This is a genomic window from Bradyrhizobium sp. Bra64 (genome assembly GCF_024519875.1).
GTDB classification, from domain to species: domain Bacteria; phylum Pseudomonadota; class Alphaproteobacteria; order Rhizobiales; family Xanthobacteraceae; genus Bradyrhizobium; species Bradyrhizobium japonicum_G.
The window spans coordinates 1,401,576-1,427,163 of the sequence record NZ_JALJRD010000001.1; the positions used below are offsets into that span (position 1 = coordinate 1,401,576).

Sequence of the window (25,588 nt, forward strand, 5' to 3'; positions counted from 1 at the left end):
TCCCTGGGGGAATTCGTGAATAGACCTGCTCGGGTCAGCGCCCATTCGACATCATCCGACTCCGCGCACGGCATGGCGCTGCTGCGTGACCCCTTGCTCAACAAGGGCACCGCCTTCACGGAAGCGGAGCGCGACGCGCTCGGCCTGCGCGGCCTGCTGCCGCCGTGCGTGCTGACGATGGAGACCCAGGTCGAGCGCGTGCTGACCAATCTGCGCATGCTGCCGACGGACCTGGAAAAATTCGTCGCGCTGAACGCACTGCATGACCGCAACGAGGCGCTGTTTTTCCGCGTGGTCGTCGACAATATCGACGAGATCCAGCCGATCATCTACACGCCGACGGTCGGGCTCGCCTGCCAGAAGTTTGGCCTGATCTACCAGCGTCCGCGCGGCATGTTCATCTCCTCGCGCGATCGCGGCCAGATCGCGGACATTCTGAAGAACTGGCCCAACCCCGCAAAACTGATCGTCGTCACCGACGGCGAGCGCATTTTGGGACTCGGCGATCTCGGCGCCAACGGCATGGGCATTCCGGTCGGAAAGCTCTCGCTCTACTCAGCTTGCGCCGGTGTGCATCCCGAGCATTGCCTGCCGATCGTGCTCGACGTCGGCACCAACAACGAAGAGCTTCTGAACGATCCGTATTATCTCGGCCTGCGCGAGCGCCGGCTCACCGGCGAGGCCTATGACAGCTTCGTCGACGAATTCATGGTCGCCGCGCGAAAGACGTTTCCGGGCGTGCTGATCCAGTTCGAGGATTTTGCCAATCACTCGGCATTCAAGCTGCTGCACAAATATCGGGACGAGGCCTGCGTCTTCAACGACGACATCCAGGGCACCGCGGCGGTGGCGCTCGCCGGCCTGTTCTCAGCCTTGCGCGTCAACGGCGGCAGGCTGAAGGACCAGCGCATCCTGTTCCTCGGCGCGGGCGAGGCGGCGACGGGCATCGCCGATCTCGTGGTCTCCGCCATGATGGCGGAGGGGGCTTCGGAAGCCGAAGCGCTCCGGCGTAACTGGCTGGTGGATTCCCGCGGACTCGTCGTCGGCAGTCGCGAAGGCCTCCACGGTCACAAGCTCCGCTATGCCCATTCCGACCAGGCGCCGATCGCCGACTTCCTCACGGCGATCAAGACACTGAAGCCGACGGCGATCATCGGCGTTGCCGCAGTCGGCGGCGCCTTCACGCCCGACGTGCTGAAGGCAATGGCCGAGCTGAACGAACAGCCGATCGTATTCGCGCTCTCCAACCCGACCTCGAAGGCCGAGTGCTCGGCGGAGGATGCCTATCGCTACACCGAGGGCCGCGCACTGTTCGCCTGCGGCAGCCCGTATGACCCGGTCAAGCTCAACGGCCGCACCTTCGTGCCACGCCAGGGCAACAACTCCTACATCTTCCCCGGCGTAGGCCTCGGCGTCATTGCCAGCCGTTCGCGGCTGGTGACGGATGAGATGTTCATGGCCGCCGCCCATACGCTTGCCGATTGCGTCGGCAAGGAGGACCTCGCGCAGGGCAGCCTCTATCCGGCGCTCCCTCGTATTCGCGAGGTCTCGGTACGCATCGCGGCCGCCGTCGCAGACGTCGCCTTCCAGCGCGGGCTCTCGGACGGACCCGCGCCCAACGACGTGAAGGGCCTGGTCCAATCCCAGATGTACGAGCCGAAGTACTAAGCTGTTGCGGGAAGCCGGAACGGCTTGGCTAACGCTCTCACATCGTCATGGCCGGGCTTGTCTCGGCCATCCACGCGTTGCCCGTGGTCCAAGAAATCCGGATGCCGGAGATACAAGCCCGGGGCGCTTGGCTCGCCGCATCACGTTGATTTTTCACCAGTCTGTCTCGATTCAGGACAGGCCAGTGTGGTGGAATCGTCACAGCTGGCGCGAAATGGCCGCGGCCTCAGGCGTGCTTTTGTTCTGACAAGGTTCTGCCCTCATTGCCCACCGAAACTGCGGGTCGTTCGGAGGGCGTACCATGTATCGCATTGCACGTGCCGAAAGTACCCGGATTTCCCTCGTCACCTCGGGCCGGTTGCTGCTCGCCATCCTTGGCGCCGCCTCGCTCGCCGCCTGCGCGCAATCGCCGGTCGGCCGCCAGAAGGCGGATCTCGCCGGCACAAGCCGGCAGGCCAATGTCGAGCGCCCCCACAGGGTCGCGGCGCTGCATCCGCGGCCGATCAGCCGGGCGCGTGCGCCTGACCGTGCCGGAGACGCAAAGCAAACCGCCTCGCATGGCGTTGCCAGCTTCTATTCGGATACCGAGACCGCGAGCGGCGAGAAGTTCGACAAGAACGAATTGACCGCGGCCCATCCCAGCCTGCCGTTCGGCACCAAGCTGCGCGTCACCGACGTCTCCTCCGGCCGCTTCGTGACCGTCAGGGTCAACGATCGCGGGCCCTATGTTCGCGGACGCGTGGTCGACATCTCTCCCTCCGCGGCCGAGGCGCTCGGCATGATGGACAAGGGCATTACCAATGTCAGGCTCGACGTCGTGCGATAGGTGCGATTGAACGACCAGGACGCTGCCGCTTAACCGACTGTTAGCCGCTTCTCAAGCACCATGGATGCCCGAACAATTCGGGGCTTTTGGGGAGGCGGACGCTTGAACACGATCCAGTATCTCGAAGATCAGGCTGCACGCGCCGAGCGGCTCGCCAAACGGATCACGGATACGCTGACGATCGAAAAGCTGCTGAGCTTCGCCGGCGAACGCCGCCGCGAAATCGAGGTCATCACCGCGAAATATCGGCGCGCATAACTCCTCCTAAACCATGCAGCGGACGCATTCCCCGTCGCTTTGAGGCGCGGAACTTCTTTTCGCCTCCTGCGTCATCTGGACGGTGCATGAGGAGGAAGAAGTCATGGGTTTTGGACGAGGTGCTTTGCTTTGGTTGCTTGGCGTGCCGCTGCCGATCGTTCTGCTGCTGGCATTGTTCTGGCATCACTGACGTTGCCACACGAAAAGCGCCGCGGAAGCGGCGCTTTTTTGTTGCCTGCAATTTGACGGCGATCACCGCGCGGCGCGTCGTTAGCTGTGGTTCTCGACGAAGTCGCTGAGATAGTCGGGCAGCGTCACGCCATCGATGTCGCAGCGCGCCTGGATTTCGCCGGCGACGTCGGTCGAGATATCCTTCATCCAGTGCTCGAGCGTGTTGAACGAGATGACCTTGATGGGATCGTTGAAGCAGCCGGCGACGAGTTCGCGGATCGTGGCGTCGAGGTCGGTTCGCTCGATGCGGATTTCAGTCGCCTTGTCGCGGCGATCGATCACCACGAACAAGGTCTGGTCTGCGCCATAGGGCACGACCGGGGATGGTACGCCAGCTTCAAGCATCTCAGATACCCTCGCCTTGGCTTTCGACCCGTTAACGGGAAAAACCGGAAGAAGGTTCCTTCGTTGGTGAGAAGCTTGTCGGACGCGTGCAGCTTCGGTGTCTGCACGCAATCAGAGATACTCCCTCAGCCGCGATAGCTCGATGACGTGCTCGGGCGAAAGGATATCCGTGACCAGGGGCGGCTGCGCCGCCGTATGGATTTCGTAGAGGTGCCTGGTGGCCGCCGGCTTCTCCATGAAGGCCGAGATGCATTCGTCGAGCGTGCCTTCGCTGACCTGATAGGAATCTCTGTCGGGCCGCCGCTGGTTCGCAAGCGACGGCCATTTATGCAGCGCCGCGAGCATGCCGAAATCGACCTTTGAAACCCCAGCAACGTCCCCCATCGCACCGCCTCACGCAAAAAACACCCCAGCACGCGGACTTGCGTGCCGGGGCCTACATCTGTCGCTGCATCTCAATGCCACGTGAGCCTCAACGCGGCGGCCGGGAAAAGGTTCCCGGCCACCTTGCCGTTCTCAGCTCGCGGCGGCCGCAATCCTGTGCCCCGGGCTGCCGTGACCGTGGCTGTGTTCGTCGCCGCGGCCGACCTCCGGCGGCAGTCCGGCGAAGCGGCGCAAGGCTTCCGCCATCTGCACCCGGCCCGAGACGCCGGTGATCACCACGTCGACCATCGCAAAGGACGAGTGGAAATGCCCGCGCGCCTTGAGTTGCTCGACCCGGACGCCGGCGGCGGCCATCGCCTCGGCATAGGCGATGCCTTCGTCGCGCAGAGGATCGAATTCGCAGGTGACGACGAAGGCCGGCGGCAACCCTGAGACCTTGCCGCGCAGCGGCGAGACGCGCGGATCGGTGCGGTCGGCCGGTGAGCAGTAGAGGTCCCAGAACCAGTACATCAGAGAACCGGTCAGGAAATAGCCGGTCGCATTGTCGTTGTAGGAGGGACGATCGAAGCTGCAGTCAGTCACCGGACAGACCAGGAGCTGGCCGGCGATCTCAGGCCCGCCGCGATCGCGTGCGAGCTGGCAGGTGACGGCGGCGATGTTGCCGCCGGCGCTCCAGCCAGCGACCAGCACCGGGCCCGGCTTGCCGCCGAGTTCGGCGGCGTGCTCGGCGATCCAGCGCGTTGCCGCATAGCCGTCTTCGGCTGCGGCCGGGAAGCGATGCTCGGGCGCGTGGCGATAGCCGACGCTGACGAACATCATGCCGGTTCGCCGCACCATGTCGCGGCAGAACGGGTCGTCCGACTGCTCGTCGCCGAGCACCCAGCCGCCGCCATGGAAATAGACCACGACCGGATGCGGCCCGGGCGATGCGGGCTTGTAGACACGATAGGGCAGCGGACCGTCGGTGCCCGGCAGCGTGCCGTCGACGATGTCACCGATCGGCCGCCCTGCGGGGCGGCCCTTGTTGAACTCGTTGACGAAGGCGCGGGCGCCTAGCGCGCCCATCGACTCGATCGGCGGCAGGTTGAGCGACGCGAGCAGGTTCAGCACCAGCCGCACATCCGGCTGCAGCCGCACCACCTCGCCGTCGTTGCACTGCGCCGCGATGTCGGGGCCGGCGAGCCTGAAGCCGAGCATGCCGCGGCCGACGACCTCGTCGCAGATGCTGCGATAGGGACCGACGCCGCCGGTATAGGGCATCAGGCCTTGCACCTTGCCGGGTACGTTGGCGCCGGTGTACCAGGTGTTGGCGAGCCGGTGCAGCGTCACCATCGAACAGTCGGCCATGTGCCGGCCCCAGCCGGCTTGCGCCGTCTCGGTCGGCTCGATCGTGGTGAAGCCGGCATCCCGCAGCGCTGCGAGCCGGTCGACGACCCAATCGACATGCTGCTCGATCGACACCGCCATGTTCGACAGCACCGACGGGCTGCCGGGCCCGGTGATCATGAAGAAATTCGGGAAGCCCTCGACGGTGAGCCCGAGATAGGTTTGCGGTCCCTGCGCCCAGACATCGGTGAGCGACTTGCCGCCGCGCCCGGTGATCGGATGCACGGCGCGGATCGCGCCGGTCATGGCGTCGAAGCCGGTCGCGAACACGATCACGTCGACGTCGAAGTTGCGCTTGCCGGTGGTGATGCCGCTTGCGGTGATTGCCTTGATCGGCTCCTGGCGCAGATTGACCAGCGTGACGTTCGGCCGGTTGTAGGTGGCGTAGTAGTTGGTATCGAGGCAGGGCCGCTTGGCGCCGAACGGATGATCGTGCGGCATCAGCGCCGCCGCGGTTTCCGGATCCTTCACCGCCGCCGAGATTTTCTCGCGAATGAGCTCGCCGATTAGCGCGTTGCCATCGAAATCGACGGCCTGGTCGGCCCAGAGCTGCGTCAGGATGTGGACGAGGTCCCCGGCTGCCCAGGCACGTTCGAACCGCTCACGACGCTCGGCATCGCTCAGTTGCCAGCTCACGACGGTTTGTTGCGGGTAGGGCACCCCGGCCATCGACTGGCGTGCCTGCTCGCGATAGGCCGCGCGGTCGCTCTGGAACAGGTCCATGCGATCGGACGGCGCGGGGCCGTTATGCGCAGGCAGCGCGAAATTCGGCGTGCGCTGGAACACGGTCAGATGCGCCGCCTGCTCGGCGATCAGCGGGATCGACTGGATGGCCGACGAGCCCGTGCCGATGACCGCGACGCGCTTGCCGGCGAGATCGACGCCGTCATGCGGCCAGCGTCCGGTGAAATAGACCTTGCCGCCAAAATCCTTGACGCCGTCGATCTCCGGCGGCTTTGGCGCCGAAAGGCAGCCGGTGGCCATGATGTAGTGGCGGCAGGAGACCGGCGCGCCATTGTCGGTGGTGAGCTGCCAGCGCTCGGTCGCTTCGTCCCATCTGGCTTCGGTGACCTTGGTCCTGAAGCGGATGTCGCGGCGCAGGTCGTAGCGGTCCGCGACGAAGCCGAGATAGCGCAGGATCTCGGGCTGGGTCGCGTATTTCTCCGACCAGGTCCAGGCCGTATCAAGTTCCGGATCGAAGGTGTAGCTGTAGTCGATGGTCTGGATATCGCAGCGCGCGCCGGGATATCGGTTCCAGTACCAGGTGCCGCCGACATCGCCGGCCTCTTCGAGTGTGACCGCCGAGAAGCCGGCCTTGCGCAGCCGGTGAAGAAGATAGAGGCCGGCAAATCCCGCACCGACCACGGCAACATCGACCCGTTGGGCTCCGCTCGCCGCCTTGGATTCACGTGCGGCAACCATTGCGTCAGGCATGGCATTCCTCCCGTGTATTTTGTTTTGCCGGCAGGCTATCGCCGCAGGCTCGGCTTGTCATCAGAACAAGTGCAATCTTCGGTAGCCATTTGTGGCGTCAGCCGTGGCCGCGCGAAGGTTGCGGCGATACACGCATCGCGATGCACAATCGCCGGGATAGCCCGGACTCATCAGACCACATCCCTCTGTGTATGCTTGCGGATACTAGCCACGCGTGCCGACCGAGCGTCATGACAGAGTTGAGTGAACGGACCAAAGCGAACATGGACGTCGTCCTGGAGGAGACGTGTCGCCAATTGCCGCATGGCGGCGATCACGACAGCCGCAGGTTCATCGCCGAGCGCCTGATCGAGGCGGCACAGTCCGGTCACTCCACGCTCGGTGAGCTCGGCATCATTGCACGGCGCGCGCTCGCGGAGCTCATCGCTAAGAACGGTTAGGGCCGCTGCGGCGCTTGCTTCCCCATGGGACGCGGACGTAACCTGACGGCGAACCCGTCCGCGCATCGAGATCCACCAAGATGCGGTCCTTGCTCGCGCTTGCTGCGGCTTCCGCATTCCTTTGCACCGGCCCGGCCGCGGCCCAGCCCGCCGGACAGTTTCCATTCGCTTTGACGCGTGAAGGACAGATGCTCGGCGCCGTCGAAGGCGAAGTCGCGTCCTTCAGGGGGCTGGCCTATGCAGCGCCGCCGGTCGGCGCCCTGCGCTGGCGTCCCCCGCAGGCCACGGCCGAGAACGCCGAGATGCACACCGCCTATGAGTACGGCGCGCCCTGCCTTCAGCCATCGCTGCCGGGCGCGCGCGAGGATTGCCTCACGCTGAACGTGTTCCGTCCCTTCGGGGTCGACGGCCCGCTGCCGGTGATGGTGTTCATCCATGGCGGCGCCTTCGTCACCGGCACCGCGAACGATCCGCTGTTCGACGGCGCGAAACTCGCGCAGGCCGGCCTGATCGTGGTGACCGTGAATTTTCGTCTCGGCGCGCTCGGCTGGCTCATTGACCCCGATCTGTCGGAAGGCGGTTCGGGCAATTACGGTCTGATGGACCAGATTGCGGCGCTGCATTGGGTGCACGACAACATCGCGGCCTTCGGCGGCGATCCGGGCAACGTCACGCTGTTCGGCAGCGGCGCCGGCGCGGCGTCGATCGCGCTGCTGATGCTGTCCGCGCAATCGCGCGATCTCTTCCAGAAAGCCATTCTGCAATCGGTGCCCGGCCGTATGCGACTGCGCTCGGCGCAGGAGGCGGAGCTCGTGGGCCGGCAATTCGTGGCGGCGCTTGGGCGGCAGGCGGATCCGCGCGCGGCCGAGCCGCGACGCCTGCTCGCCGCCGAAAGGCATCTGCTGGAAAAATCGTCGCGCAGCTTCGCGCCGATGATCGATGGAAGCCTGGTGATCGAGGATCCTGCCGCGGGCTTTGCGGCCGGACATGAGAGCCGCATTCCCCTGATGATCGGCTCGACCGACGACGAGACGAATTTCGACAGCGAGCTGGAAATCAAGGAGGAGCTTGCATCGTCCGGCACCACCAGCGATGAGCTGCGCAAGCTCTATCCGGACCTCGCCGGGTCTTCGGAGCTCGCGGCGAGGTTCTACACCGACAAGGCCTTCTCGGAGCCGGTGAGGCTATTGGCGCGCCTGCATGCGGCAAGCGGCGCGCCGACCTTTCGCTATCGCTTCGGCTATGTGCCGGAGGCGCGGCGCGCAAATCCCGAGGGCGGTCACGGGCGCGAGTTGCAGTTCATCTTCGGTGTGGAAGGCGTGCCCGGTGCGGGGATCCTGTCACGAAGTGATCGCGAGGTCGCAAGCCGCATGCGCGCCTACTGGATCAACTTCGCCAGGAGCGGCGATCCTAACGGCCCCGACCTGCCACGCTGGGACGTGGCGGCAGGCCGCGATCGCCTGCTGCTGATCACGAACGATCGGATTGCGAGCGGAGACGACCCCTGGACGGAGCGTCTCGACCGGCTCGGGCGCTAGGGCTGGATGAGCTGGACTTAAGCCGCGAGCTCGACGCGCGGCGCCGGGCTCAGCCGGTCTTCCTCGAGATAGTCCATCGCACCGTCCTTCTCGACGGCGTAGAACTGCTGGCCTTCCTTCGACCTGTAGGCGGCGCGAACGACGCCGCGGCGGCCCTTGTCACTGTTGACGACGTCCCCCAGCGCAAACTTCTTCATCTTACGTCTCGCTTGTCTTCAGGCCGATTCCTTCGGCCACGCCGGCGATTTTGTGCGGTGAATCGTTAACGTCTTGCTAACCATAGGAGTTTGCCTATGCTCGCGGCCGATCGTATGTGGCCAACGAGATGAGCTTCCACCAATGACGCGGTTTCCTACCTTCTTCCTGTCGCATGGCGGCGGCCCCTGGCCTTTCATGGAGGACAGGCGGGTGCAATATGCCAGGACCGCCGAAGAGTTCGGCCGGTTGCCGCAGCTTCTGCCCGAGAAACCCAAGGCGGTGCTCGTCATCACCGGCCATTGGGAGGCCGACGCCTTCACCGTGTCGACCTCGGCGCATCCGCCGATGGTGTACGATTATTACGGTTTCCCCGAGCACACCTATCACCTGAAATATCCGGCGCCGGGCCGGCCCGAGCTCGCCGCGGAGGTGAAGGCGCTGCTCACGCGCGCCGGCCTCGATTGCCGGGAGGATCCCAATCAGGGCTTCGATCACGGCACCTTCGTGCCGCTCGGGCTGATGTATCCGAACGCCGACATGCCGATCGTGCTGCTGTCGCTGAGATCGACCTATGATGCGGCCGAGCACGTCAGGGCCGGGGAGGCGATCGCATCGCTGCGCGATGAAGGCATTTTGATCGTCGGCAGCGGGCTCACCTATCACAACATGCGTGGCTTCGGGCGGGCAGAGTCGAAGCCGGTCTCGTATGATTTCGAGGCCTATTTGAACGAGGCGATCAGCCACAAGGATGCGGCGCGCCGCAACGCGATGCTGGTTGACTGGGAGAACGCCCCGAGCGCGCGTCTGGCCCATCCGCGCGAAGATCATCTGCTGCCGCTGATGGTGGCCGCCGGTGCGGCCGGCAGCGACGTCGGCCATCGCGTTTTTGTCGACGAGGTCGCAAACGTCGCGATGGCGTCGTATGTGTTCGGCAATCAGCCCTGAATCGCGCGGCTGCACTCAATTCACGATTTACGCCAACGACGCGTCGATCTTTCTCGCGGTATCCGTTCCGAGCAATTGCTCATAGCGAGCCTTGACGGCGGCGTAACATTCGCACGTGCCTTCCTCCAGCCCCTCGGCATCCAGAATCCTGATCTTGCCGCGCGCGTAACGGATCAGACCGGCCGCTTGCAGCGTGCGTGCGACGACGGTCACGCTCGATCGCCGAGCGCCCAGCATCTGTCCGAGATATTCCTGCGTGAACTGGAGTTGGTCGCTGCCGGACAAGTCACGCGCGCGCAGCAGCCAGCGACAGAGCCGGGCCTGGACGCTATGCGAGGCGAAGCACGCTGCCGACTGCTGGGCTTGGGCGTAGACGGCCTGCTCATGCCGCATAAGGAGCGCCAACAACCTGGGACTCTGGAGCGTGGCCGTCTTCAGCGCATCCATATTGCAGACGACGATGTCTCCGCCAAGTTGAACGATGCCGCGACAGAGGGACATCCGCCCGTCCAGCGCCGCGGCTGCGCCGACGACGCCATCGATTCCGACCATCGCAGTTTCAATCATCTCTCCGGTCGAGAGGGTCACCACCAGCGAGACCACTGCGCCGGCAGGAAAGTAAACGGAGCGAATTTCCTGATCGGCCTCGAACAGCAGAGAATGCTGCTCGAAGGCGACTGTCTTCAAGTGCGGTTCGAGGATTCTGAAATCGGTTTCGGAAAGATGCCTCAGCAAGAGGTTCTTCATGCGTCGCTCCCTGGGACAGGCGGGAGCGCAGAGAACTCTCAGCTATCGGTGCCTCATGCGGATATCCGATAATGGAACAACAGTAAGAGCCGTACCGCACATAGCGAGTCTTTATTTCACTATGCCAGATTTTGACATAAGGATCGAAGGGAATCCGGTCGAGAACGTCAGTAAGGCTCGCCTGTATCTGCGGCGCGACAGCTAACCGCTGCGGGGCCTTCACATGTCTCGGCGAGCAGCCGAATGCGATAGATGGGCTCCCGTCTTGGACCCAGAAGCTCGATCCGCCATTCGGCATTTTTTTCGAGAATGCAGTCTCGCGCCAAATCCCCGAACACTCTCGTCGTTTCCGTCCATGCAGATTTATGATCCGCGATCTCGGCCAGATGCTCGACCGTGCCGCCGTCGCACCTGGTAATCCGGAAGTAATGGTCGGGCATGATGCGCTCCGAACGGCCGCGAGGGATATCACTCAGTCTGACCGGTCCGCCAATTATGTCAGCTAACGCACATAAGGACCCTGGGCGCCTGTACCTGCAAATGCAAGCGAAATCGGGCGCATGGCCTGAGACTGAATCTCGCAAAGGTTGAATCGTGACGCCGGCTTTTGGGCGGGACCCGGCGGTCCGCACTCCAGCGTGCCTATTCTCCTCGTTTCCAGGAGCTCGCCGGAACAGCGTTTCGCTGGTCGCTCATGCTCTTCAGCAGGCGAACGTCATTCGATTCAGCCGCGGCCACATCGAGTCGTCAACGTCGCAGAGCTCAATAAGGCGACCCGCGAATGCTATCGCGCGGTGAAGTTGCAGTACAAGCGGCTCCGGTTTTCTCCGGAAGAGAAATCCGAGGCTTGAACAAGCCTAACCGTACTTCAGCTTCATCACCAGAATGCCGCCGGCGAGCACCATGGTGACGGTGTTGGCGGCGACCAGCGGAGCGTCGCCGGAGAGCAGGCCGTATATCAGCCAGAGTGCCAGGCCCAGCACCATGATCAGGAACATGCCGAGCGAAATGTCGCGCGCCGAACGGGTCTTCCAGACCTTGATGGCCTGGGGCGCGTAGGCGATTGTGGTGCAGGTGGCGGCAGCGAAGCCGATCAGCTTGATCGCGAAGGGGTCCATGGCGGCTCTATAACATTGATTCGGCGGCGGCAGAGCGTCTGAGGCGGCCCTCCAGGCGGCAGTCTGCCCGCGCCTCGTCCTTCGAGACGGCGCTTAGGCCCCCCTCAGGATGAGGCTGGGCAGCACGGTGCTGTGGAAATTGTTGCCGCATATTCCGCCCTCATCCCGAGGAGGCCGCGGATGCGGGCGTCTCGACGGATGCGCCGCAGGAAGCCGCTATTCAAATGCGAGAGGCCTGCCGCTTCAGGTGCGTCCAGCAATGAGATCGCGATAGAGCGCGGCATAGTCGCCTGCGCGGTTGCGCCAGGACACGTCGGTTGCAAGGCCGCTCAATTGCAGCCGGCGCCAGGTCGGCTTGTCGTGGAAGGCGGTGTTGGCCTTGCGCAGTGTGCCGGCGAGGGCGTCCGCGGTGACGGGTGCGAACTTGAAGCCGGTGGCATCGCGGCCTGACGCAGCGGCCTCGCCGATATCGACAATGGTATCCTCGAGACCGCCGACGCGCGAGACGATGGGCACGGCGCCGTAGCGCAGCGCGCAGAGCTGTGTCAGGCCGCACGGCTCGAAGCGAGACGGCACGATGAGCGCGTCCGAGCCGGCCTGGATCAGATGCGCGAGAATTTCGTCATAGCCGATCACGACCCCGATCCGGCCGGGGTTCGCACGCGCGGCGGCCTGATAGCGATCCTGCAGATCGCGGTCGCCGCTGCCGAGCAGCGCGAGCTGCATGCCTTCGCGCAAAATGGTCGGAATGGCCTCGAGCAGGAGATCGAGCCCCTTCTGCCAGGACAGGCGGCTGATGACACCGAGCAATGGCGCCTCGTCGGAGGAATCCAGATTGAACTGCTGCTGGAGCACGGCCTTGTTTGCGGCCCGGAACGTGAGGTCCTCCGCGCCGAAGCGGTAGGCGATGTGCGGGTCGCGTTGCGGGTTCCACACCTCGATGTCGATGCCGTTGAGGATACCGCTCAGCACGCTGGCGCGGGCGCGAAGCAGGCCGCCGAACCCCATGCCGCCCTCGTCGCTCTGGATTTCCTGCGCGTAGGTCGGCGACACCGTGGTGATGCGATCGGCGAACTGCAGGCCTGCCTTCAGGAAACTGATGCCGCCGAAATATTCGAGGGCGTCGACGTTGAAGGCGTGCCAGGGAAGGCCAATCGTTCCGATGAGCTGAGGAGCGAACTTGCCCTGATAGGCCATGTTGTGGATGGTCATCACGGTGGCGGGCCGTGGCCGGTTGTCGTAGTGCAGATAGGCCGGCGTCAGCCCGGCCTGCCAGTCATGGGCATGCACCACGTCAGGCACGAAGGCGGAAACGAGGCCGTGGCCGATATCGGCCGCGATGCGCGACAGGGCCGCAAAGCGCACGCCATTGTCCGGCCAGTCGACGCCTTCGGCCGTCACGTAAGGGTTGCCAGGCCGCGCGTAGAGATGCGGCACGTCGAGCACGAACAGGTCGAGGCCGTCATGTGAGCCGGCCAGCAGGCGTCCGGGGCCGCCGAAATAATCCGGCCAGCGCCGGATTTCCTCGGCTCCCCCCAGCAGCCTCATCACGTCGGGATAGCCCGGCATCAGCGTGCGCATCTCGATGCCATGCGCCTTCAGCGCAATCGGCAGCGCGCCGGCGACGTCCGCGAGGCCGCCGGTCTTGACGATGGGATAGACTTCAGAGGCGACCGCGAGGACGCGAACAGGCGTCATGTATTGAGCCTGTCGAGCATCGGCTGGGTGATGAGCGAAATGCCCTGTTCGGTGGTGCGGAAGCGCTTTGCGTCCAGCTCGGGATCCTCGCCGACGACGAGGCCTTCCGGGATCTCGACGCCGCGATCGATCACGACGTTCTTCAAGCGCGCGCCGCGGCCGATATTGACGTAGGGCATGATCACAGCGTTCTCGACATTGGCATAGGAGTTGATGCGCACGCCGGTGAACAGCAGCGAACGCCGCAGCGAGGCGCCGGAAATGATGCAGCCGCCCGAGACCAGCGAGCTCACGGCCTGGCCGCGGCGACTCTCCTCGTCATGGACGAATTTCGCCGGAGGCGTGATCTCCGAATAGGACCAGATCGGCCAGGCGCGGTCGAACAGATCGAGTTCCGGCACCACGTCGGTGAGGTCGATATTGGCGGCCCAATAGGCGTCGACCGTGCCGACGTCGCGCCAGTAGGAGCGGGGGTCTTCGCCGGAGCGGACGCAGGAGGTCGAGTACTGGTGCGCCATGGCGCGGCCGTGCTTGACGAGGTAGGGAATGATGTCCTTGCCGAAATCGTGGTTGGAGTTCGGGTCCTCGGCGTCGCGCTTGAGCTCCTCGAACAGGAATTTCGCGTTGAACACGTAAATGCCCATGCTGGCCAGCGAGACATCCGGCTTGCCGGGCATCGGCGGCGGATCGGCCGGTTTCTCCAGGAACGACTTGATCCAGCCGTTCTCGTCGATGTGCATGATGCCGAAGCCGGAAGATTCCTGGCGCGGCATCTCCAGGCAGCCGACGGTGACGTCGGCGCCGCTCTCGACGTGCTGGCGCAGCATCACCTCGTAGTCCATCTTGTAGATGTGGTCGCCGGCGAGCACGACGATGAAGCGGCAGGCGTGGGATTCGATGATGTCGATGTTCTGGTAGACCGCATCCGCCGTGCCGACATACCACATGTTCTCGGAGACGCGCTGGCTCGCCGGGAGGATGTCGAAGCTCTCGTTGCGCTCGGGGCGGAAGAAGTTCCAGCCCATCTGAAGATGCCGGATCAGGCTGTGCGCCTTGTACTGGGTCGCGACCGCGATACGGCGAATGCCCGAGTTCACCGCGTTCGACAGCGCGAAATCGATGATGCGGGATTTTCCGCCGAAATAAACCGCGGGCTTGGCGCGCCGGTCGGTCAACTCCAGCAGCCGGCTGCCGCGTCCGCCGGCCAGAACGAAGGCCAGCGCCTGGCGGGCAAGCGGCTCGGGTCTCGCGGCACTCATTTGATCCTCCCACACAGACTGGGGCGCAGCCAAAATCCCTCTCTCACGGAGGGCCTGTCGGGCGCCGTCGGGCAAAGAATAGTAGCGGTAGGAACGGTAAGTCGGAAAGTAGGTTGTTGGTTGCGAAACGCATGAACCTTAATGCTTTATCGCGGCCCGCGTGGGCCGGCGTTCCCGGATCGGCCGCCGGGATGACGATGGCCGGGCCAGGCGATCTGTCCGGCCGGCTTGGCTCATCGTCGCTATTGGGGCCTGGGCCTGCAGGTATGGAACGGCTGATGGGCAAGGATACCCGTGCACCACGGGCTTTTCAGGCGAGTGACGATATGCCGCCTGGTTGGCTCGACAGCCAAATTTCCGATCCCGGCCGGTTTGCTGTCCTGCCCGGGCGTTGTCCAGGCGTCGCCCGTCTTTACGCGGGCCATCCTTGCGGCCATGCCGTCGAGGGCTTCGAACAATCGAACGAGATTGTCATCAAGTGTGGCGGTTTCGGGTGGCGGCCTGAACTCGAAGCGGTCGCCAGTGACCAACAACAACGTCACGACGACGAGACCGATTGCGCAACATGCCAAGGCAACGGCCGTCGCGATCATGGCACGGTAATCGTCCGTATCGTCGCTGAACGGTTGAGACAGCAACATGGATTATGCAAACCGTCGACGCCAGGTGACCTCAATCCCGAATGCTTCCGACCAGGGTTGGCCTAGATCAGGCAAGTCAGGTAAACAACGGCGGCGGTGAGCGCGGTCGCAATCGACCAGAGCGCGGGATCGAAAGTCTCCGCGATCACTTTGGCTTCGGCTCTTTTCCTTCGCATGGATTTCCTCCAGTCAACGGGAAGCGGCGAGCACCGCGCTGCCTGCGATATGCGGCCTTCCGAGCGCTGCTTCGATCGTAGCCGGCTTGGCATACACATGAACACACAGTGTGAATGCAGTGACCGAGATGGCAGCGAGCAGCGCCACAATCACGATTTTGCGGTGGGTCGCGCGATCCGCATGGTGAATTGAATGGCTCATCAAGGCCCCTCCGTGCCCACCTGGGCACGATCAACCAGAACCTGGCGGCTTGGATATTGCGCTGCTTATCTTAGGGAGACTTACCTAGGTGGTTTGACGGAGGCGTACGGACCACATGGCACGGGCGGCGGAGTCCCTGCTGTCTTGTGCGGTGCACCGCAAAACGAAGTCTTTGACTTGGGGCAATGAAACGCCATCGTGGTGTGCGACGTTTGAGATCGAGGCGTCAGACAAGGAGTGAAGCGATGAGCATCTGGAAGACAGGAGCTGCCTGTGCACTGGCAATAACCGTGACGGTCGGCCAATTGGAGCAGGCCGCGGCGGCGCCGATGCCGACCAATATCGAAACCATGAAGACGATGGTTCCCAACGACGCCACGCAGGTGCATTGGCGCGGCGGCGGCTGGGGATTGGGCATCGGTGGTCTCGCGGCCGGCGCGATCATCGGCGGCGCTATCGCGAGCGGCGGCTATTACGGCGGCGGCCCGTATTACGGCGGCTATGGATATCCGGGCTACGGTTATGGTTATGCGCCAGCCTACTATGGCGGCGGTCCGTATTATGGTGGCTACGCGCAGCCTTACGTCTATCCCCGGTATTACGGCTACCGTCGATATTACCGGCCTTACTATGGTCCGCGTTATGGATACTACAGGCCCTACGGTGGCTATCATCGATACTACCGTCGCCATTGGTGAACTCGCGAGCCCGGTAGACGAAGACCCGGTAGACCAAGGGATGCCTGAACCTGATCATGCTTGAATCGGGTTTGGGCATGCCTGAACGGGTAGACGGGGCGCCAATCGTATCATGCGGTTGCAGGTCGGGCTTGCCGGCCATTCGGCAAGCCCGCTGATTTGTCATAGGCAGGCCTTTGACATAGACGCGAACGCACGCAGCGGCTGCGCCGGCTCGCACGCGGGTGCTTCATAAACAGTAACAATGTGTGATGGCACCACCGGCCGGGCCCTGCCGCGGCTTGGAACCTCGTGGAACAGCGGAACGTTTGTAGCGCGGGGCAGGGCTAACGGGGAGCGGTGCCGTGCGAGCGCAGCCGACGCTATTGTTTTGTCTAGCTACCTTCTTGCTTTCAGCTTTTTCTGTCGCCCACGCTGAAAGCGGGCTTGCCTCCTATTACGGATACGGAAAGGCCGGAAAAGGCGAACTGACCTGCGCTCACCGGACGCGGCCCTTCGGCAGCATGCTGCGGGTGTCGTATGGTAGCCGCTCGATTCAGTGCCGCGTCAACGATCGCGGCCCCTTCATCCGCGGTCGCATCGTCGATCTCTCGGTGCCGGCCGCCAGAGCGCTTGGCATGATGAGCGCCGGCGTGGTGCGGGTCTCGGTGGAATAGACCTGCCGGCGCGCTATAGTGCTGCCCAAGGTATGGGTGAGGGGCGCTATGGCCAGGATCAGGGTGGGACTCGTCGGCTGCGGCTTCGTGTCGGAGCTGCATATGTATGCGTTCCGGCGCGTCTACGGCGTGGATGTCGAGGTCGCGGCGGTCGCCGCGCGCGGGGACCACGTCGTCGAATTCGCCGCCCGCCATCAGATCCCGCGCGTCTACCGCAGCTTTGCCGAACTGATCGCCGACCGCGAACTCGACGTGATCGATATCTGCACGCCGCCCAATTTCCATGCCGGGATGATCGTCGCCAGCATGCAGGCCGGCAAGCACGTGATCTGTGAAAAGCCCTTTGCCGGCTATTTCGGCCGTCAGGGCGACAAACAGCCGATCGGCAAGCACGTCCCGAAGGCGCAGATGTACGAACGCGTGCTGGAGGAGATGGACGCGACCCGCGCCGCGATCGAACGTACCGGCAGGCTTTTCATGTATGCCGAGGACTGGATCTACGCGCCCGCGGTGACCAAGACCGCGGAAATCATCAAGGCCACCAAGGACAAGATCCTGTTCATGAAAGGCGAGGAGAGTCATTCCGGCTCGCATGCGGCGCATGCCGCGCAATGGGCGATGACCGGCGGCGGATCGCTGATCCGGATGGGGTGCCATCCGCTCTCCGCCGTGCTCTATCTGAAGCAGGTCGAGGCCAGAGCGCGCGGCGAAACCATCCGTGTTGCCAGCGTCACCGGCGATGTCGGCAACGTCACGGCCGTCCTCAAGCCGGAGGAGCGCACCTACATCAAGGCCAATCCCGTCGACGTCGAGGACTGGGGCACGCTCACCGCGACCTTCTCCGACGGCACCAAGGCCACCGTGTTCTCCGGCGACATGATCATGGGCGGCGTGCGCAACCTGATCGAGACCTACACCTCCGGCGGCTCGCTGTTCGCCAACATCACGCCGAACACGCATCTGATGAGCTACCAGACCTCCGAGGAGAAGCTCGCCTCCGTCTACATCACCGAGAAGGTCGACCGCAAAACCGGCTGGCAATATGTCTGCCTGGAGGAGGAATGGACCCGCGGCTATCTCCAGGAGATCCAGGATTTCATGGAGTGTGCCGCGACGGGCCGGCAGCCGCTGTCGGACCTCGCGCTGGCCTACGAGACGATCAAGGTGAACTACGCCGGCTATTGGGCGGCGGAGGAGGGGCGGCGGGTGGTGCTGTAGGGCGTGGCGAGTGGGTAGAACTATCGCCGCAGCTGGACTGCTCCCTCTCCCCGCAAGCGGGGAGAGGCGCAGAACGATAGTCTCACGTCCCGTAAGTCGATCCCTTCGGCAGCGGAAACACCGGGTCCCGCGTCCTGATGTTGGTCGGCCACACCACGGAGATGTGCTCGCCGGCATTCTGCATCACCACGGGCGTCGAGCGCTCGTTCTGGCCGGAGAGCGGCGTGCCCGGCGGGAAGAATTTCACGCCATAGCCTTGGATGGTGCCGCCGGCGGGAATGTCGACGTCGAGCGCGGCCTTGCGGATGGCCTCGGGCTCGAAGCCGCCGTACTTTTCCTTGGCGACCGGCAGCACGTTGTTGAGCAGCACCCAGGTCTGGTTGAAGCCCATCGAACAGTGCGGCGGTACGTCGGTCGCGCCGGTCTTGGCCTGGTAGCGCGAGACCATGATCTTGGTCAGATCGCCGATGCCCGGCGCAAGCTTGGCGGGATCGAGCAATTGTGCCGGCACCGGATCGATGTTGCAGAAATTGTCGATGTCGGCGCCGAAGGTCGCGCGCAGCTTGTCGAGCTGGCTGTAGCCGGCGCCGGCGCCGAACAGCATCTTGAAGCGCAGGCCGCTCTCGCGGGCCTGGCGCAGGAACAGCGTGATGTCCGGATTGTAGCCGGCATGCGAGATCACATCGGCCTTGGCGCGCTTGATTTTTGTGACAAGCACCGACAAATCGGGGGCCGAAGCCGAATAGCCCTCTTTCAGCACGACCTGAAGTCCGGCCTCCTTGGCATAGGCCTCGTCCGCGGCGGCGACGCCAACACCGTAAGGGCCGTCCTCGTGGATCAACGCGATCTTGACGTCCTTTGGCTCCATGCCGAGCTTCGCCTTGGCGTGCTCGTTCATGAAGCCGGCAAAGGCCTGGCCATACTGGTCCGAATGGATCTGCGCGCGAAACACATATTGCAGGTTCTTGTCCTTGAACACGGCGGTCGAGACCGCGGTCGTGATCCAGAGGATCTTCTTCTGCTGCTCGACCTTCGCCGCCATCGGCACGGCATGCGCGCTCGAATAGACGCCGTTGATGATGTCGATCTTTTCCTGGCTGATCAGCCGCTCGGCCTCGTTGATCGCCACGTCCGCCTTGCTCTGCGAATCCGCCGCGACCGGCACGATCTTGGTCTTGCCGCCGATGCCGCCCTTCTCGTTGACGAGGTCGATGGCGATCTGCGCGCCGACCGAGGAAGCGACCGAACCGCCGGCGGCGAACGGGCCGGTCAAATCGTAGATCAGGCCAATGCGCAGATTCTCGGCTTGCGCCTGGGCCCGTGTCCAATCCAGGCTGAGTGCGGCGGCGGCAGCCGCCGAGCTCTTCAGCAGCTGCCTGCGTGAAGTCGGCATTCTATCCTCCCTCGAAACCGTCTTATGATCTGGTCTTGTTATTTTTTTTCGAAGTATGGCGAGCGGGACCGCGGAAAGTCAACATCGCCCAAGGTCGATACGCGCCGGCCGCGGCACACAACGCACCTGCGAAAGGCAAAGCAAAAGCCCACCGCTCCCCGCGGAGCGATGGGCTTGATGCTGGCGTAAGCCGATTTACTGCGACAGTTTCACGAACGCCGGAAACTTCAGCTTTCCTTCGGCGATTTTCTCCGGCCACACCACGACCTGCTTGCCGTCCTGCCATTGGAAGACCAGGCCGGACACGGTTGTGGGGCCGGACTTGATGCCATGGGTGAACTCGTCATCCTTGCCATAAAACTGGATGCGGCCAATCGTGCCCTCGAAATCGGTCTTCTCGAGCTCGGTGACCATCTTGTCGGGATCGGTCGAGCCTGCGCGCTTGATGGCTTCCGTAATGAAATAGACCTCGTCATAGGCGGTATAGCCGGTATAGGCCGGCGGCGCGCCGAACTTGGCCTTGTAGGCGGCTGCGAACGGTTTGGTCTTGGAGGTCACGGCGACGTCGGGCGTCGCGACGGCGAGCGACGGCACGCCGTCGGCGGCGCCATTGGTGTCCTTCCAGAAGGTCGGGCTCAGCGCCTGCGCGCTGATTCCGAACATCGGGACCGGCACCTGCTGGTTCTTCCACTGCACCGTCGGCTGTACGCCGACATGCGAGATGCCGGTCACGATCACATCAGGCTTCTTGCCCTCGATGTTGTTGAAGATCGGCGTGAAGTCGGTGGTGTCGGGCGAGAAGCGCACGTGCTCGACGACTTTCAGGCCCGCCTTGGGCAGGCAGGCCTCGTAGCCGACGTCGAGCGGTTTGGTCCAGGCGGCGTCCTCGCTCATGATCGCGACGGTCTTGAATTTGAGCTTGTCAACGAGGAGATCCTTGGCGGCGTCGCAGACGAGCTGGGCCTGGGCAGCCGAGGTCAGATAGCCGTGGAAGGTGTATTTGTTCTTCTCGTAGTCGTTGTGGATCGCCTTGGTGATCTCGTTCGAGGCGGCACCGGGGGTGATCAGCGGCATCTTCAGCCGCGCCGCCCAGGGCTCGAGCGCCAGCACGACCTCGCTGATGTAGCTCGCGATCACCGCCGACACCTTGTCCTCGCTGACGGCACGCTGGAACGCGCGCACGGAGTCCGCCGAGGAGCTCTTGTTGTCGTAGGTCACGATCTCGATCTTGCGGCCGAGGATGCCGCCCTTGGCGTTGATCTCGTCAGCGGCGATCTGGGCGCCGCCCGGCGTCGCGGCACCGGCGATCGATTGCACCTCGGCGATGACGCCGATCTTGATCGGATCGTTCGACTGCGCGTAGGCGGGAGCAGCGAGGCACAGCGCCAGCGCGGAGGCGAGGAGGCTGCTGCTCATATTCGTCGATGGTCGCATGGTCGTTTCCCTTTCGTTTGTTCTTGTTGATGCTTGCGCGCTACAGAAAATCGGCGCCGGCTTCCGCGGCGAAGCGGCCGGGATCGCCCTCCCAGACGACCCGGGCATGCTCCAGCACATAGACGCGGTCGGCATGCGGAAGCGCGAAGGTCACGTTCTGCTCGCCGAGCAGCACCGTGATCGAGGTGGTCTGCCGCAGCTTCGTCAGCGCCTTGGACAATTGTTCGAGGATGACGGGGGCGAGGCCCAGCGTCGGCTCGTCCAGGATCAGGATCTGCGGCTGCATCATCAGCGCGCGGCCGATCGCGAGCATCTGCTGCTCGCCGCCGGAGAGCGTCTGCGCCATCTGGCCCTGGCGTTCCTTCAGGATCGGGAACAGCTCGAACAACCAGGCGAGCTGCTTTGCGCGGGCCTCGTCGGCCAGATGCTGGCCGCCGAGATCGAGATTTTCCCGCACGCTCATCTCGCCGAACAGCTCGCGCGATTCCGGACATTGCACGAGACCGCTGCGTGCGATCCTGGCCGGGCTGGTGCCGCGCAGCCTGTCGCCGCCGCGCACGATCTCTCCGCTATAGGGCAGGAAGCCGGAGATGGTGTTGAACAGCGTGGTCTTGCCGGCGCCGTTGAGGCCGACGATCGAGACGAACTCGCCCTCGTGGACGTGGATAGAGACGTTCTCCAGCGCCTGCGCCTTGCCGTAGAATACGCTGACATTCTCGACCTGGAGCAGCGGCACCTTGTCCTTGAAGCTGGTCTCGGGCCGCGCATGGGTCTCGATGGCGCCGCCGAGATAGACCCGCCGCACGGTCTCGTTCTTCATGACGTCCTCGGCCTTGCCGGTGACGATCTCCTCGCCGAGATACATCGCGAGCACGCGGTCGACGAGCGCGGCGACGCTCTTGACGTTGTGGTCGACCAGCATCACCGCACGGCCCTCGTCGCGAAAGCTGCGGATCAGGTCGGAGAAGATTTCGACCTCGGCCCGCGTCAGCCCGGCGAAGGGCTCGTCCACCAGCACGACTTTTGGATCGCGCGCGATGGCCTTGGCGAGTTCCAGCCGGCGCAAATCCGCGAATGGCAGCGTCGGCGGGCGGCGGTGCATGACGGCGCCGAGGCCGACGCGGTCGGCGATCCATTTGGCGCGCTCGATCAGCGCCTTGTCCGGGAACAGCATGAACAGGCTGTCCGGCAACAGCGCCACCATGATGTTCTCCAGCACCGTCTGCCGGTTCAGCGGACGCGAGTGCTGGAACACCATGCCAAAGCCCTTGCGCGCGATCTTGTGCGCGGGCAGGCCGGCGACGTTCTCGCCTTCGAAGATCACCTCGCCCGCGGTCGGGCGCTCGATGCCCATCACGCTTTTCATCGCGGTCGACTTGCCCGAGCCGTTCGGCCCGATCAGGCCGAAGATCTCGCCGCCGTTGACCTCGAAGCCGAGGTTCTTCACCGCCGTGAGACCGCCGAAGCGCTTGGTCAGACCGCGGACTTCGAGCACGGCCCGGTTTGAAAGCCTCATATCCATCACGAACGAGCCTCGCGCGAGAGGGCCGCTCCGAGGAAGCCGCCGGGAAAGAACAGCACGACGAGCAGGGCGACCGCCGAGACGATGAAGGTCGCAAGCTCCCCGGTCGGCCGCAGGAATTCGCCGGCGACGATCAGGAAGATCGCGCCCAGCGCAGCGCCAAGCACGGTGCGCCGGCCGCCGAGCACGGCCGAGACGATGACGTTGACGCCGACCGCGACGTCGACCACGGTGCCGACCGAGGCGGTGCCGAAATAGAACACCAGCAGCGCGCCCGAGAGCCCGGAGAAGAACGCGCTGACGATGAAGGCGGCGAGCTTGTGCTTGACGATGTTGAAGCCGAGCGCGCCGGCCTGCACCGGATCCTGGCCGCTGGCCTGGAGCACGAGGCCGATCGGCGATTGCGACAGCCCGTAGAGGATCGCGGCCGAGATCGTCATGAAGCCGAGCGCGATCCAGTAATTGGCGCCGGCGTTGATGGTGATGACGTCGGGGATGGTCAGCCCGATCTCGCCGCCGGTCAGATCGGCGAACACCACGATGAAGTTCTGCAGCATCAGCACCGCGACCAGCGTGGTCAGGCCGAAATAGGGTCCGCGCACCCGAAGCGCCGGCAAGGCCAGCACGAGACCGGCGATGACGGAGGCAAGCGCGCCGAGTACGATGCAGAGATAGACCGACCAGCCGAACTGGGCATTCAGGATGCCGGCGGTGTAGGCGCCGACGCCGATCAGGAAGGTCGGGCCGAAATTGACCTCGCCGGCGAAGCCGAACAGCAGGTCCCAGGCCATCGCGAACACGCCGAAATAGAACGCCACGGTGAGCAGGCCCAGCACGTAGCCGGAGACGTAGAGCGGCAGCGTCGCCGCGACGACGACGAGCGCGAGCGAGATGAAGAACAGGCGTGAGGTGAAAAAGCTGGACATCTCAGCGCCTCCCCAGAAGGCCCTGGGGCCGGATGTACATCACGAACACGAGCAGCAGCAGCGCCGGAATGGTGCGGTAGGCCGGCGAGACCAGATAGGCCGTCAGCGTTTCGAGATAGCCGACCACGAAGGCCGCGATCAGCGAGCCTGAGACGCTGCCGAGGCCGCCGAGCACCACGATCGAAAACGCGCTCGCCGTCAGTGGTCCGACACTGTAGGAGCTGACGCCGAGGAACATGCCGAGCAGCACGCCGGCGATGCCGGCGAGGATGCCGTAGATTCCCCACACCACGATGTAGATGTTGGTGAGCTCGAGCCCGAGGAGGGTGACGCCGCGCGGGTTCATCGACGCCGCCAGCACCGCCTTGCCGGTGCGGGTGCGGTTCACCAGCAGCCACAGCAGCGCGATGACGAGGCAGCACACGATCGCGGTGAAGATCTCGTTCTTCGGCGTGCGCACGCCGAGGATCTCGACGACGCCCTCGACGATCGGCAGCACGGTTTTGGCGTTATTGGTGAAGAAATAGGCGATCAGCTCCTGGATCATGATGCCCCAGAGCAGCGTTCCCGTCAGAACGAATATCTCCTTCTCCTCATTGGGGATGCGCCGGGAATCCTGGATGGGCTTCACCACCGCGAAATAGGTGGCGAAGGCGGTGAGGAGAGCGACACCGACGCCGATCAGCGCGCCGGCATAGGTGCCGACATTCAGCACGCTGGCGGCGGCCCAGGCCGCCACCGCTGCCGCCACCATGATGGCGCCGTGGGAGAGGTTGAGCACGCCGGAGACGCCGAAGATGAGCGTGAAGCCGGTGGCACCGAGAGCATAGAGGGCGCTGATGGCAAAGCCATCGATCAAAATCTGGAAAGCTCGCATTGATGATTGGCCGCGTGGCAGCTCGGGCTGCCGCTTTGAGGAAAGGTGCTGCGGGGACGCCGCAAGTGGAAGCTCCCGGGAGGTGATCCCGGGAGCATGTCCTGCCGACTAGTTGCTGAGCTTGATGAAGCTCGGGAACTTGATATCGACCTTGGCGATGTCCTTGGGCCAGACCGCGCTCTGCTTGCCGTCCTGCCATTGCAGCATCAGCCCGGTGATCAGGCCCTTGCCGTACTTGATCGAGTGGGTGAACGGATCATCCTTGCCATAGAACTGGACGCGGCCGATCGTGCCTTCCCAGTCGGTCGTCTCCAGCGCAGCGACCAGCTTGTCGGCGTCGGTCGAGCCCGCGCGTTTCACCGCATCGGCGATGTAATAGACCTCGTCATAGGCGGTGTAGCCGGCATAGGACGGATAGTTGCCGAACTTCTTCTTGAAGTTCTCCGCGAACGGCACCGACTTCGGCGTCACTGCCACGCCGGGGCCGGAGACGCCCTGGTAGAGCACGCCTTCGGCGGCCTGGTTGGTGTCCTTGCCGAAGGTCTCGTTGGTGGCCTGCGAGGAGATGCCGAACATCGGGATCGGCACCTGCTGGTTCTTCCACTGCACCGTCGGCTGCACGCCGACGTGGGAGATTCCGGTGATGATCACGTCGGGCTTGGCGCCCTCGATCTTGTTGAAGATCGGCGTGAAGTCGGTGGTGTCGGGCGAGAAGCGGATGTGGTCGAGCACCTTCAGCCCGATCTTGGGCAGGCATTCCTCGTAGCCGACGTCGAGCGGCTTGGTCCAGGCGGCGTCCTCGCTCATGATGACCGCAGTCTTCATGTGCATCTTGTCGACGAGCAGGTCCTTGGCGCCGTCGCAGACCGACAGCGCCAGCGCCGCGGAGGTCAAATAGCCGTGGAAGGTGTATTTGTTCTTCTCGTAGTCGGCATGCACGCTCTTGCTGATCTCGTTGGAAGCGGCGCCGGGCGTAACGAAGGGCGTCTTCAGCCGCGAGGCCCAGGGCTCAAGCGCGAGCACGACCTCGCTGATGTAGCTGGCGATCACGACGTTGACCTTGTCCTCGTTCACCGCGCGCTGGAACGCACGCACTGAATCTGCCGAGGAGGAATGATTGTCGTAGCCGACGATTTCGATCTTGCGGCCATCGACGCCGCCCTTGGCGTTGATCTCGTCGGCGGCGAGTTGCGCCGCCTGGGGAATCGACGCGCCGGCGATTGCCTGCGCTTCCGCGATCACGCCGATCCTGATCGGATCGGCCGCAAGTGCCGCGCCTGACGTCATCAACACACCGGCTGCGGCGGTACCGAGTGCCATTCGCAACGCAACAGAGAGTCGTTTCTTCATCTTGTTCTCTCCCTTTGAAC

The 25,588-nt window shown here is 64.0% G+C and carries 27 protein-coding genes and 1 pseudogene; 10 read left to right on the forward strand and 18 right to left on the reverse strand.

Annotated elements, in window-relative coordinates; all coding sequences use genetic code 11:
• The first annotated feature begins 15 nt into the window (after positions 1 to 15).
• From NR187_RS06715 to NR187_RS06725, 3 genes are all read left to right on the forward strand, one after another.
• Positions 16 to 1,668 (forward strand): NAD-dependent malic enzyme, encoded by a 1,653-nt coding sequence (locus tag NR187_RS06715; protein WP_211384628.1) that lies wholly within the window; start codon positions 16 to 18, stop codon positions 1,666 to 1,668.
• A 301-nt stretch (positions 1,669 to 1,969) separates the two neighbouring features.
• Complete coding sequence (locus NR187_RS06720; RefSeq protein ID WP_256806093.1) at positions 1,970 to 2,494, forward strand: septal ring lytic transglycosylase RlpA family protein; 525 nt, start codon at positions 1,970 to 1,972, stop codon at positions 2,492 to 2,494.
• A 102-nt stretch (positions 2,495 to 2,596) separates the two neighbouring features.
• Complete coding sequence (locus NR187_RS06725; RefSeq protein ID WP_256806094.1) at positions 2,597 to 2,752, forward strand: hypothetical protein; 156 nt, start codon at positions 2,597 to 2,599, stop codon at positions 2,750 to 2,752.
• Here NR187_RS06725 and NR187_RS06730 read toward each other — a convergent pair.
• The 4 genes from NR187_RS06730 to NR187_RS06745 form a co-directional block, all read right to left on the reverse strand.
• Positions 2,727 to 3,008: a hypothetical protein gene (locus NR187_RS06730; RefSeq protein ID WP_256806095.1), complete on the reverse strand. Its 282-nt coding sequence runs from the start codon at positions 3,006 to 3,008 to the stop codon at positions 2,727 to 2,729. The two genes, NR187_RS06725 and NR187_RS06730, sit on opposite strands and share 26 nt — an antisense overlap.
• A 14-nt stretch (positions 3,009 to 3,022) precedes the next feature.
• Entirely contained in the window at positions 3,023 to 3,328 is a 306-nt protein-coding gene (locus NR187_RS06735) for a hypothetical protein (protein ID WP_256806096.1), read from the reverse strand.
• Positions 3,329 to 3,439: 111 nt separating this feature from the next.
• A complete protein-coding gene (locus NR187_RS06740) occupies positions 3,440 to 3,712 on the reverse strand; it encodes a hypothetical protein (protein ID WP_211384632.1) in 273 nt (90 codons plus the stop codon).
• A gap of 132 nt (positions 3,713 to 3,844) precedes the next feature.
• On the reverse strand, positions 3,845 to 6,532 hold the full coding sequence (locus NR187_RS06745; RefSeq protein WP_256806097.1) for an alpha/beta hydrolase fold domain-containing protein: 2,688 nt from the start codon (positions 6,530 to 6,532) through the stop codon (positions 3,845 to 3,847).
• A gap of 191 nt (positions 6,533 to 6,723) precedes the next feature.
• Here NR187_RS06745 and NR187_RS06750 point away from each other — a divergent pair, with 191 nt between their 5' ends.
• Entirely contained in the window at positions 6,724 to 6,972 is a 249-nt protein-coding gene (locus tag NR187_RS06750; RefSeq protein WP_306235253.1) for a hypothetical protein, read from the forward strand.
• A gap of 80 nt (positions 6,973 to 7,052) precedes the next feature.
• Positions 7,053 to 8,510: a carboxylesterase/lipase family protein gene (locus tag NR187_RS06755; RefSeq protein ID WP_256806099.1), complete on the forward strand. Its 1,458-nt coding sequence runs from the start codon at positions 7,053 to 7,055 to the stop codon at positions 8,508 to 8,510.
• 17 nt (positions 8,511 to 8,527) lie between these two features.
• Here the strand turns inward: NR187_RS06755 and NR187_RS06760 are convergent, their stop codons facing one another.
• A complete protein-coding gene (locus NR187_RS06760) occupies positions 8,528 to 8,707 on the reverse strand; it encodes a hypothetical protein (RefSeq protein ID WP_027519499.1) in 180 nt (59 codons plus the stop codon).
• Positions 8,708 to 8,849: 142 nt separating this feature from the next.
• Between NR187_RS06760 and NR187_RS06765 the strand changes: the two genes are divergently transcribed.
• Positions 8,850 to 9,653: a class III extradiol ring-cleavage dioxygenase gene (locus tag NR187_RS06765; protein WP_211384636.1), complete on the forward strand. Its 804-nt coding sequence runs from the start codon at positions 8,850 to 8,852 to the stop codon at positions 9,651 to 9,653.
• 27 nt (positions 9,654 to 9,680) lie between these two features.
• Here NR187_RS06765 and NR187_RS06770 read toward each other — a convergent pair whose 3' ends face one another.
• Both NR187_RS06770 and NR187_RS06775 read right to left on the reverse strand, forming a co-directional pair.
• Complete coding sequence (locus NR187_RS06770; RefSeq protein WP_256806100.1) at positions 9,681 to 10,400, reverse strand: Crp/Fnr family transcriptional regulator; 720 nt, start codon at positions 10,398 to 10,400, stop codon at positions 9,681 to 9,683.
• A 167-nt stretch (positions 10,401 to 10,567) separates the two neighbouring features.
• Positions 10,568 to 10,840, reverse strand: a complete 273-nt coding sequence (locus NR187_RS06775; protein WP_211384638.1) for a hypothetical protein — start codon at positions 10,838 to 10,840, stop codon at positions 10,568 to 10,570.
• Between the two features lie 220 nt (positions 10,841 to 11,060).
• Between NR187_RS06775 and NR187_RS06780 the strand changes: the two are divergent.
• Positions 11,061 to 11,251 (forward strand): annotated as a pseudogene (locus NR187_RS06780) (hypothetical protein); the annotation flags it as partial.
• A gap of 6 nt (positions 11,252 to 11,257) precedes the next feature.
• On the opposite strand, the gene NR187_RS06785 reads toward NR187_RS06780, so the two are convergent.
• The 5 genes from NR187_RS06785 to NR187_RS06805 form a co-directional block, all read right to left on the reverse strand.
• Positions 11,258 to 11,518 (reverse strand): SemiSWEET transporter, encoded by a 261-nt coding sequence (locus NR187_RS06785; protein ID WP_211384639.1) that lies wholly within the window; start codon positions 11,516 to 11,518, stop codon positions 11,258 to 11,260.
• 243 nt (positions 11,519 to 11,761) lie between these two features.
• Positions 11,762 to 13,216, reverse strand: coding sequence for a glycogen synthase GlgA (gene glgA, locus NR187_RS06790; RefSeq protein WP_256806101.1), 1,455 nt, complete (start codon positions 13,214 to 13,216; stop codon positions 11,762 to 11,764).
• Positions 13,213 to 14,475, reverse strand: a complete 1,263-nt coding sequence (glgC, locus tag NR187_RS06795; protein ID WP_211384641.1) for a glucose-1-phosphate adenylyltransferase — start codon at positions 14,473 to 14,475, stop codon at positions 13,213 to 13,215. Before glgC ends, glgA begins: the two co-directional genes overlap by 4 nt.
• A gap of 242 nt (positions 14,476 to 14,717) precedes the next feature.
• On the reverse strand, positions 14,718 to 15,116 hold the full coding sequence (locus NR187_RS06800) for a hypothetical protein (RefSeq protein WP_256806102.1): 399 nt from the start codon (positions 15,114 to 15,116) through the stop codon (positions 14,718 to 14,720).
• Positions 15,117 to 15,305: 189 nt separating this feature from the next.
• Positions 15,306 to 15,494 (reverse strand): hypothetical protein, encoded by a 189-nt coding sequence (locus NR187_RS06805; protein WP_211384826.1) that lies wholly within the window; start codon positions 15,492 to 15,494, stop codon positions 15,306 to 15,308.
• 245 nt (positions 15,495 to 15,739) lie between these two features.
• Between NR187_RS06805 and NR187_RS06810 the strand changes: the two genes are divergently transcribed.
• From NR187_RS06810 to NR187_RS06820, 3 genes are all read left to right on the forward strand, one after another.
• Entirely contained in the window at positions 15,740 to 16,192 is a 453-nt protein-coding gene (locus tag NR187_RS06810) for a hypothetical protein (RefSeq protein ID WP_211384643.1), read from the forward strand.
• Between the two features lie 344 nt (positions 16,193 to 16,536).
• On the forward strand, positions 16,537 to 16,848 hold the full coding sequence (locus NR187_RS06815) for a septal ring lytic transglycosylase RlpA family protein (RefSeq protein ID WP_211384644.1): 312 nt from the start codon (positions 16,537 to 16,539) through the stop codon (positions 16,846 to 16,848).
• 48 nt (positions 16,849 to 16,896) lie between these two features.
• The gene (locus NR187_RS06820; protein ID WP_256806103.1) at positions 16,897 to 18,066 is read left to right on the forward strand and encodes a Gfo/Idh/MocA family protein; all 1,170 of its coding nucleotides are present in this window, start codon (positions 16,897 to 16,899) and stop codon (positions 18,064 to 18,066) included.
• 82 nt (positions 18,067 to 18,148) lie between these two features.
• Here the strand turns inward: NR187_RS06820 and NR187_RS06825 are convergent, their stop codons facing one another.
• The 6 genes from NR187_RS06825 to NR187_RS06850 all read right to left on the reverse strand — a co-directional run bounded on the left by NR187_RS06825 (position 18,149) and on the right by NR187_RS06850 (position 25,538).
• Entirely contained in the window at positions 18,149 to 19,459 is a 1,311-nt protein-coding gene (locus NR187_RS06825) for an ABC transporter substrate-binding protein (RefSeq protein WP_211384646.1), read from the reverse strand.
• 195 nt (positions 19,460 to 19,654) lie between these two features.
• On the reverse strand, positions 19,655 to 20,893 hold the full coding sequence (locus NR187_RS06830; RefSeq protein WP_256806104.1) for an ABC transporter substrate-binding protein: 1,239 nt from the start codon (positions 20,891 to 20,893) through the stop codon (positions 19,655 to 19,657).
• Positions 20,894 to 20,933: 40 nt separating this feature from the next.
• The gene (locus NR187_RS06835) at positions 20,934 to 22,415 is read right to left on the reverse strand and encodes an ATP-binding cassette domain-containing protein (RefSeq protein ID WP_211384811.1); all 1,482 of its coding nucleotides are present in this window, start codon (positions 22,413 to 22,415) and stop codon (positions 20,934 to 20,936) included.
• Positions 22,415 to 23,341 carry a branched-chain amino acid ABC transporter permease gene (locus NR187_RS06840; RefSeq protein WP_211384648.1) on the reverse strand — a complete coding sequence of 309 codons (927 nt, stop codon included), beginning with the start codon at positions 23,339 to 23,341 and terminating at the stop codon, positions 22,415 to 22,417. Before NR187_RS06840 ends, NR187_RS06835 begins: the two co-directional genes overlap by 1 nt.
• A 1-nt stretch (position 23,342) precedes the next feature.
• Positions 23,343 to 24,218: a branched-chain amino acid ABC transporter permease gene (locus tag NR187_RS06845; protein ID WP_211384649.1), complete on the reverse strand. Its 876-nt coding sequence runs from the start codon at positions 24,216 to 24,218 to the stop codon at positions 23,343 to 23,345.
• 108 nt (positions 24,219 to 24,326) lie between these two features.
• Positions 24,327 to 25,538 (reverse strand): ABC transporter substrate-binding protein, encoded by a 1,212-nt coding sequence (locus NR187_RS06850; protein ID WP_249129170.1) that lies wholly within the window; start codon positions 25,536 to 25,538, stop codon positions 24,327 to 24,329.
• Between the last annotated feature and the right edge of the window lie 50 nt (positions 25,539 to 25,588).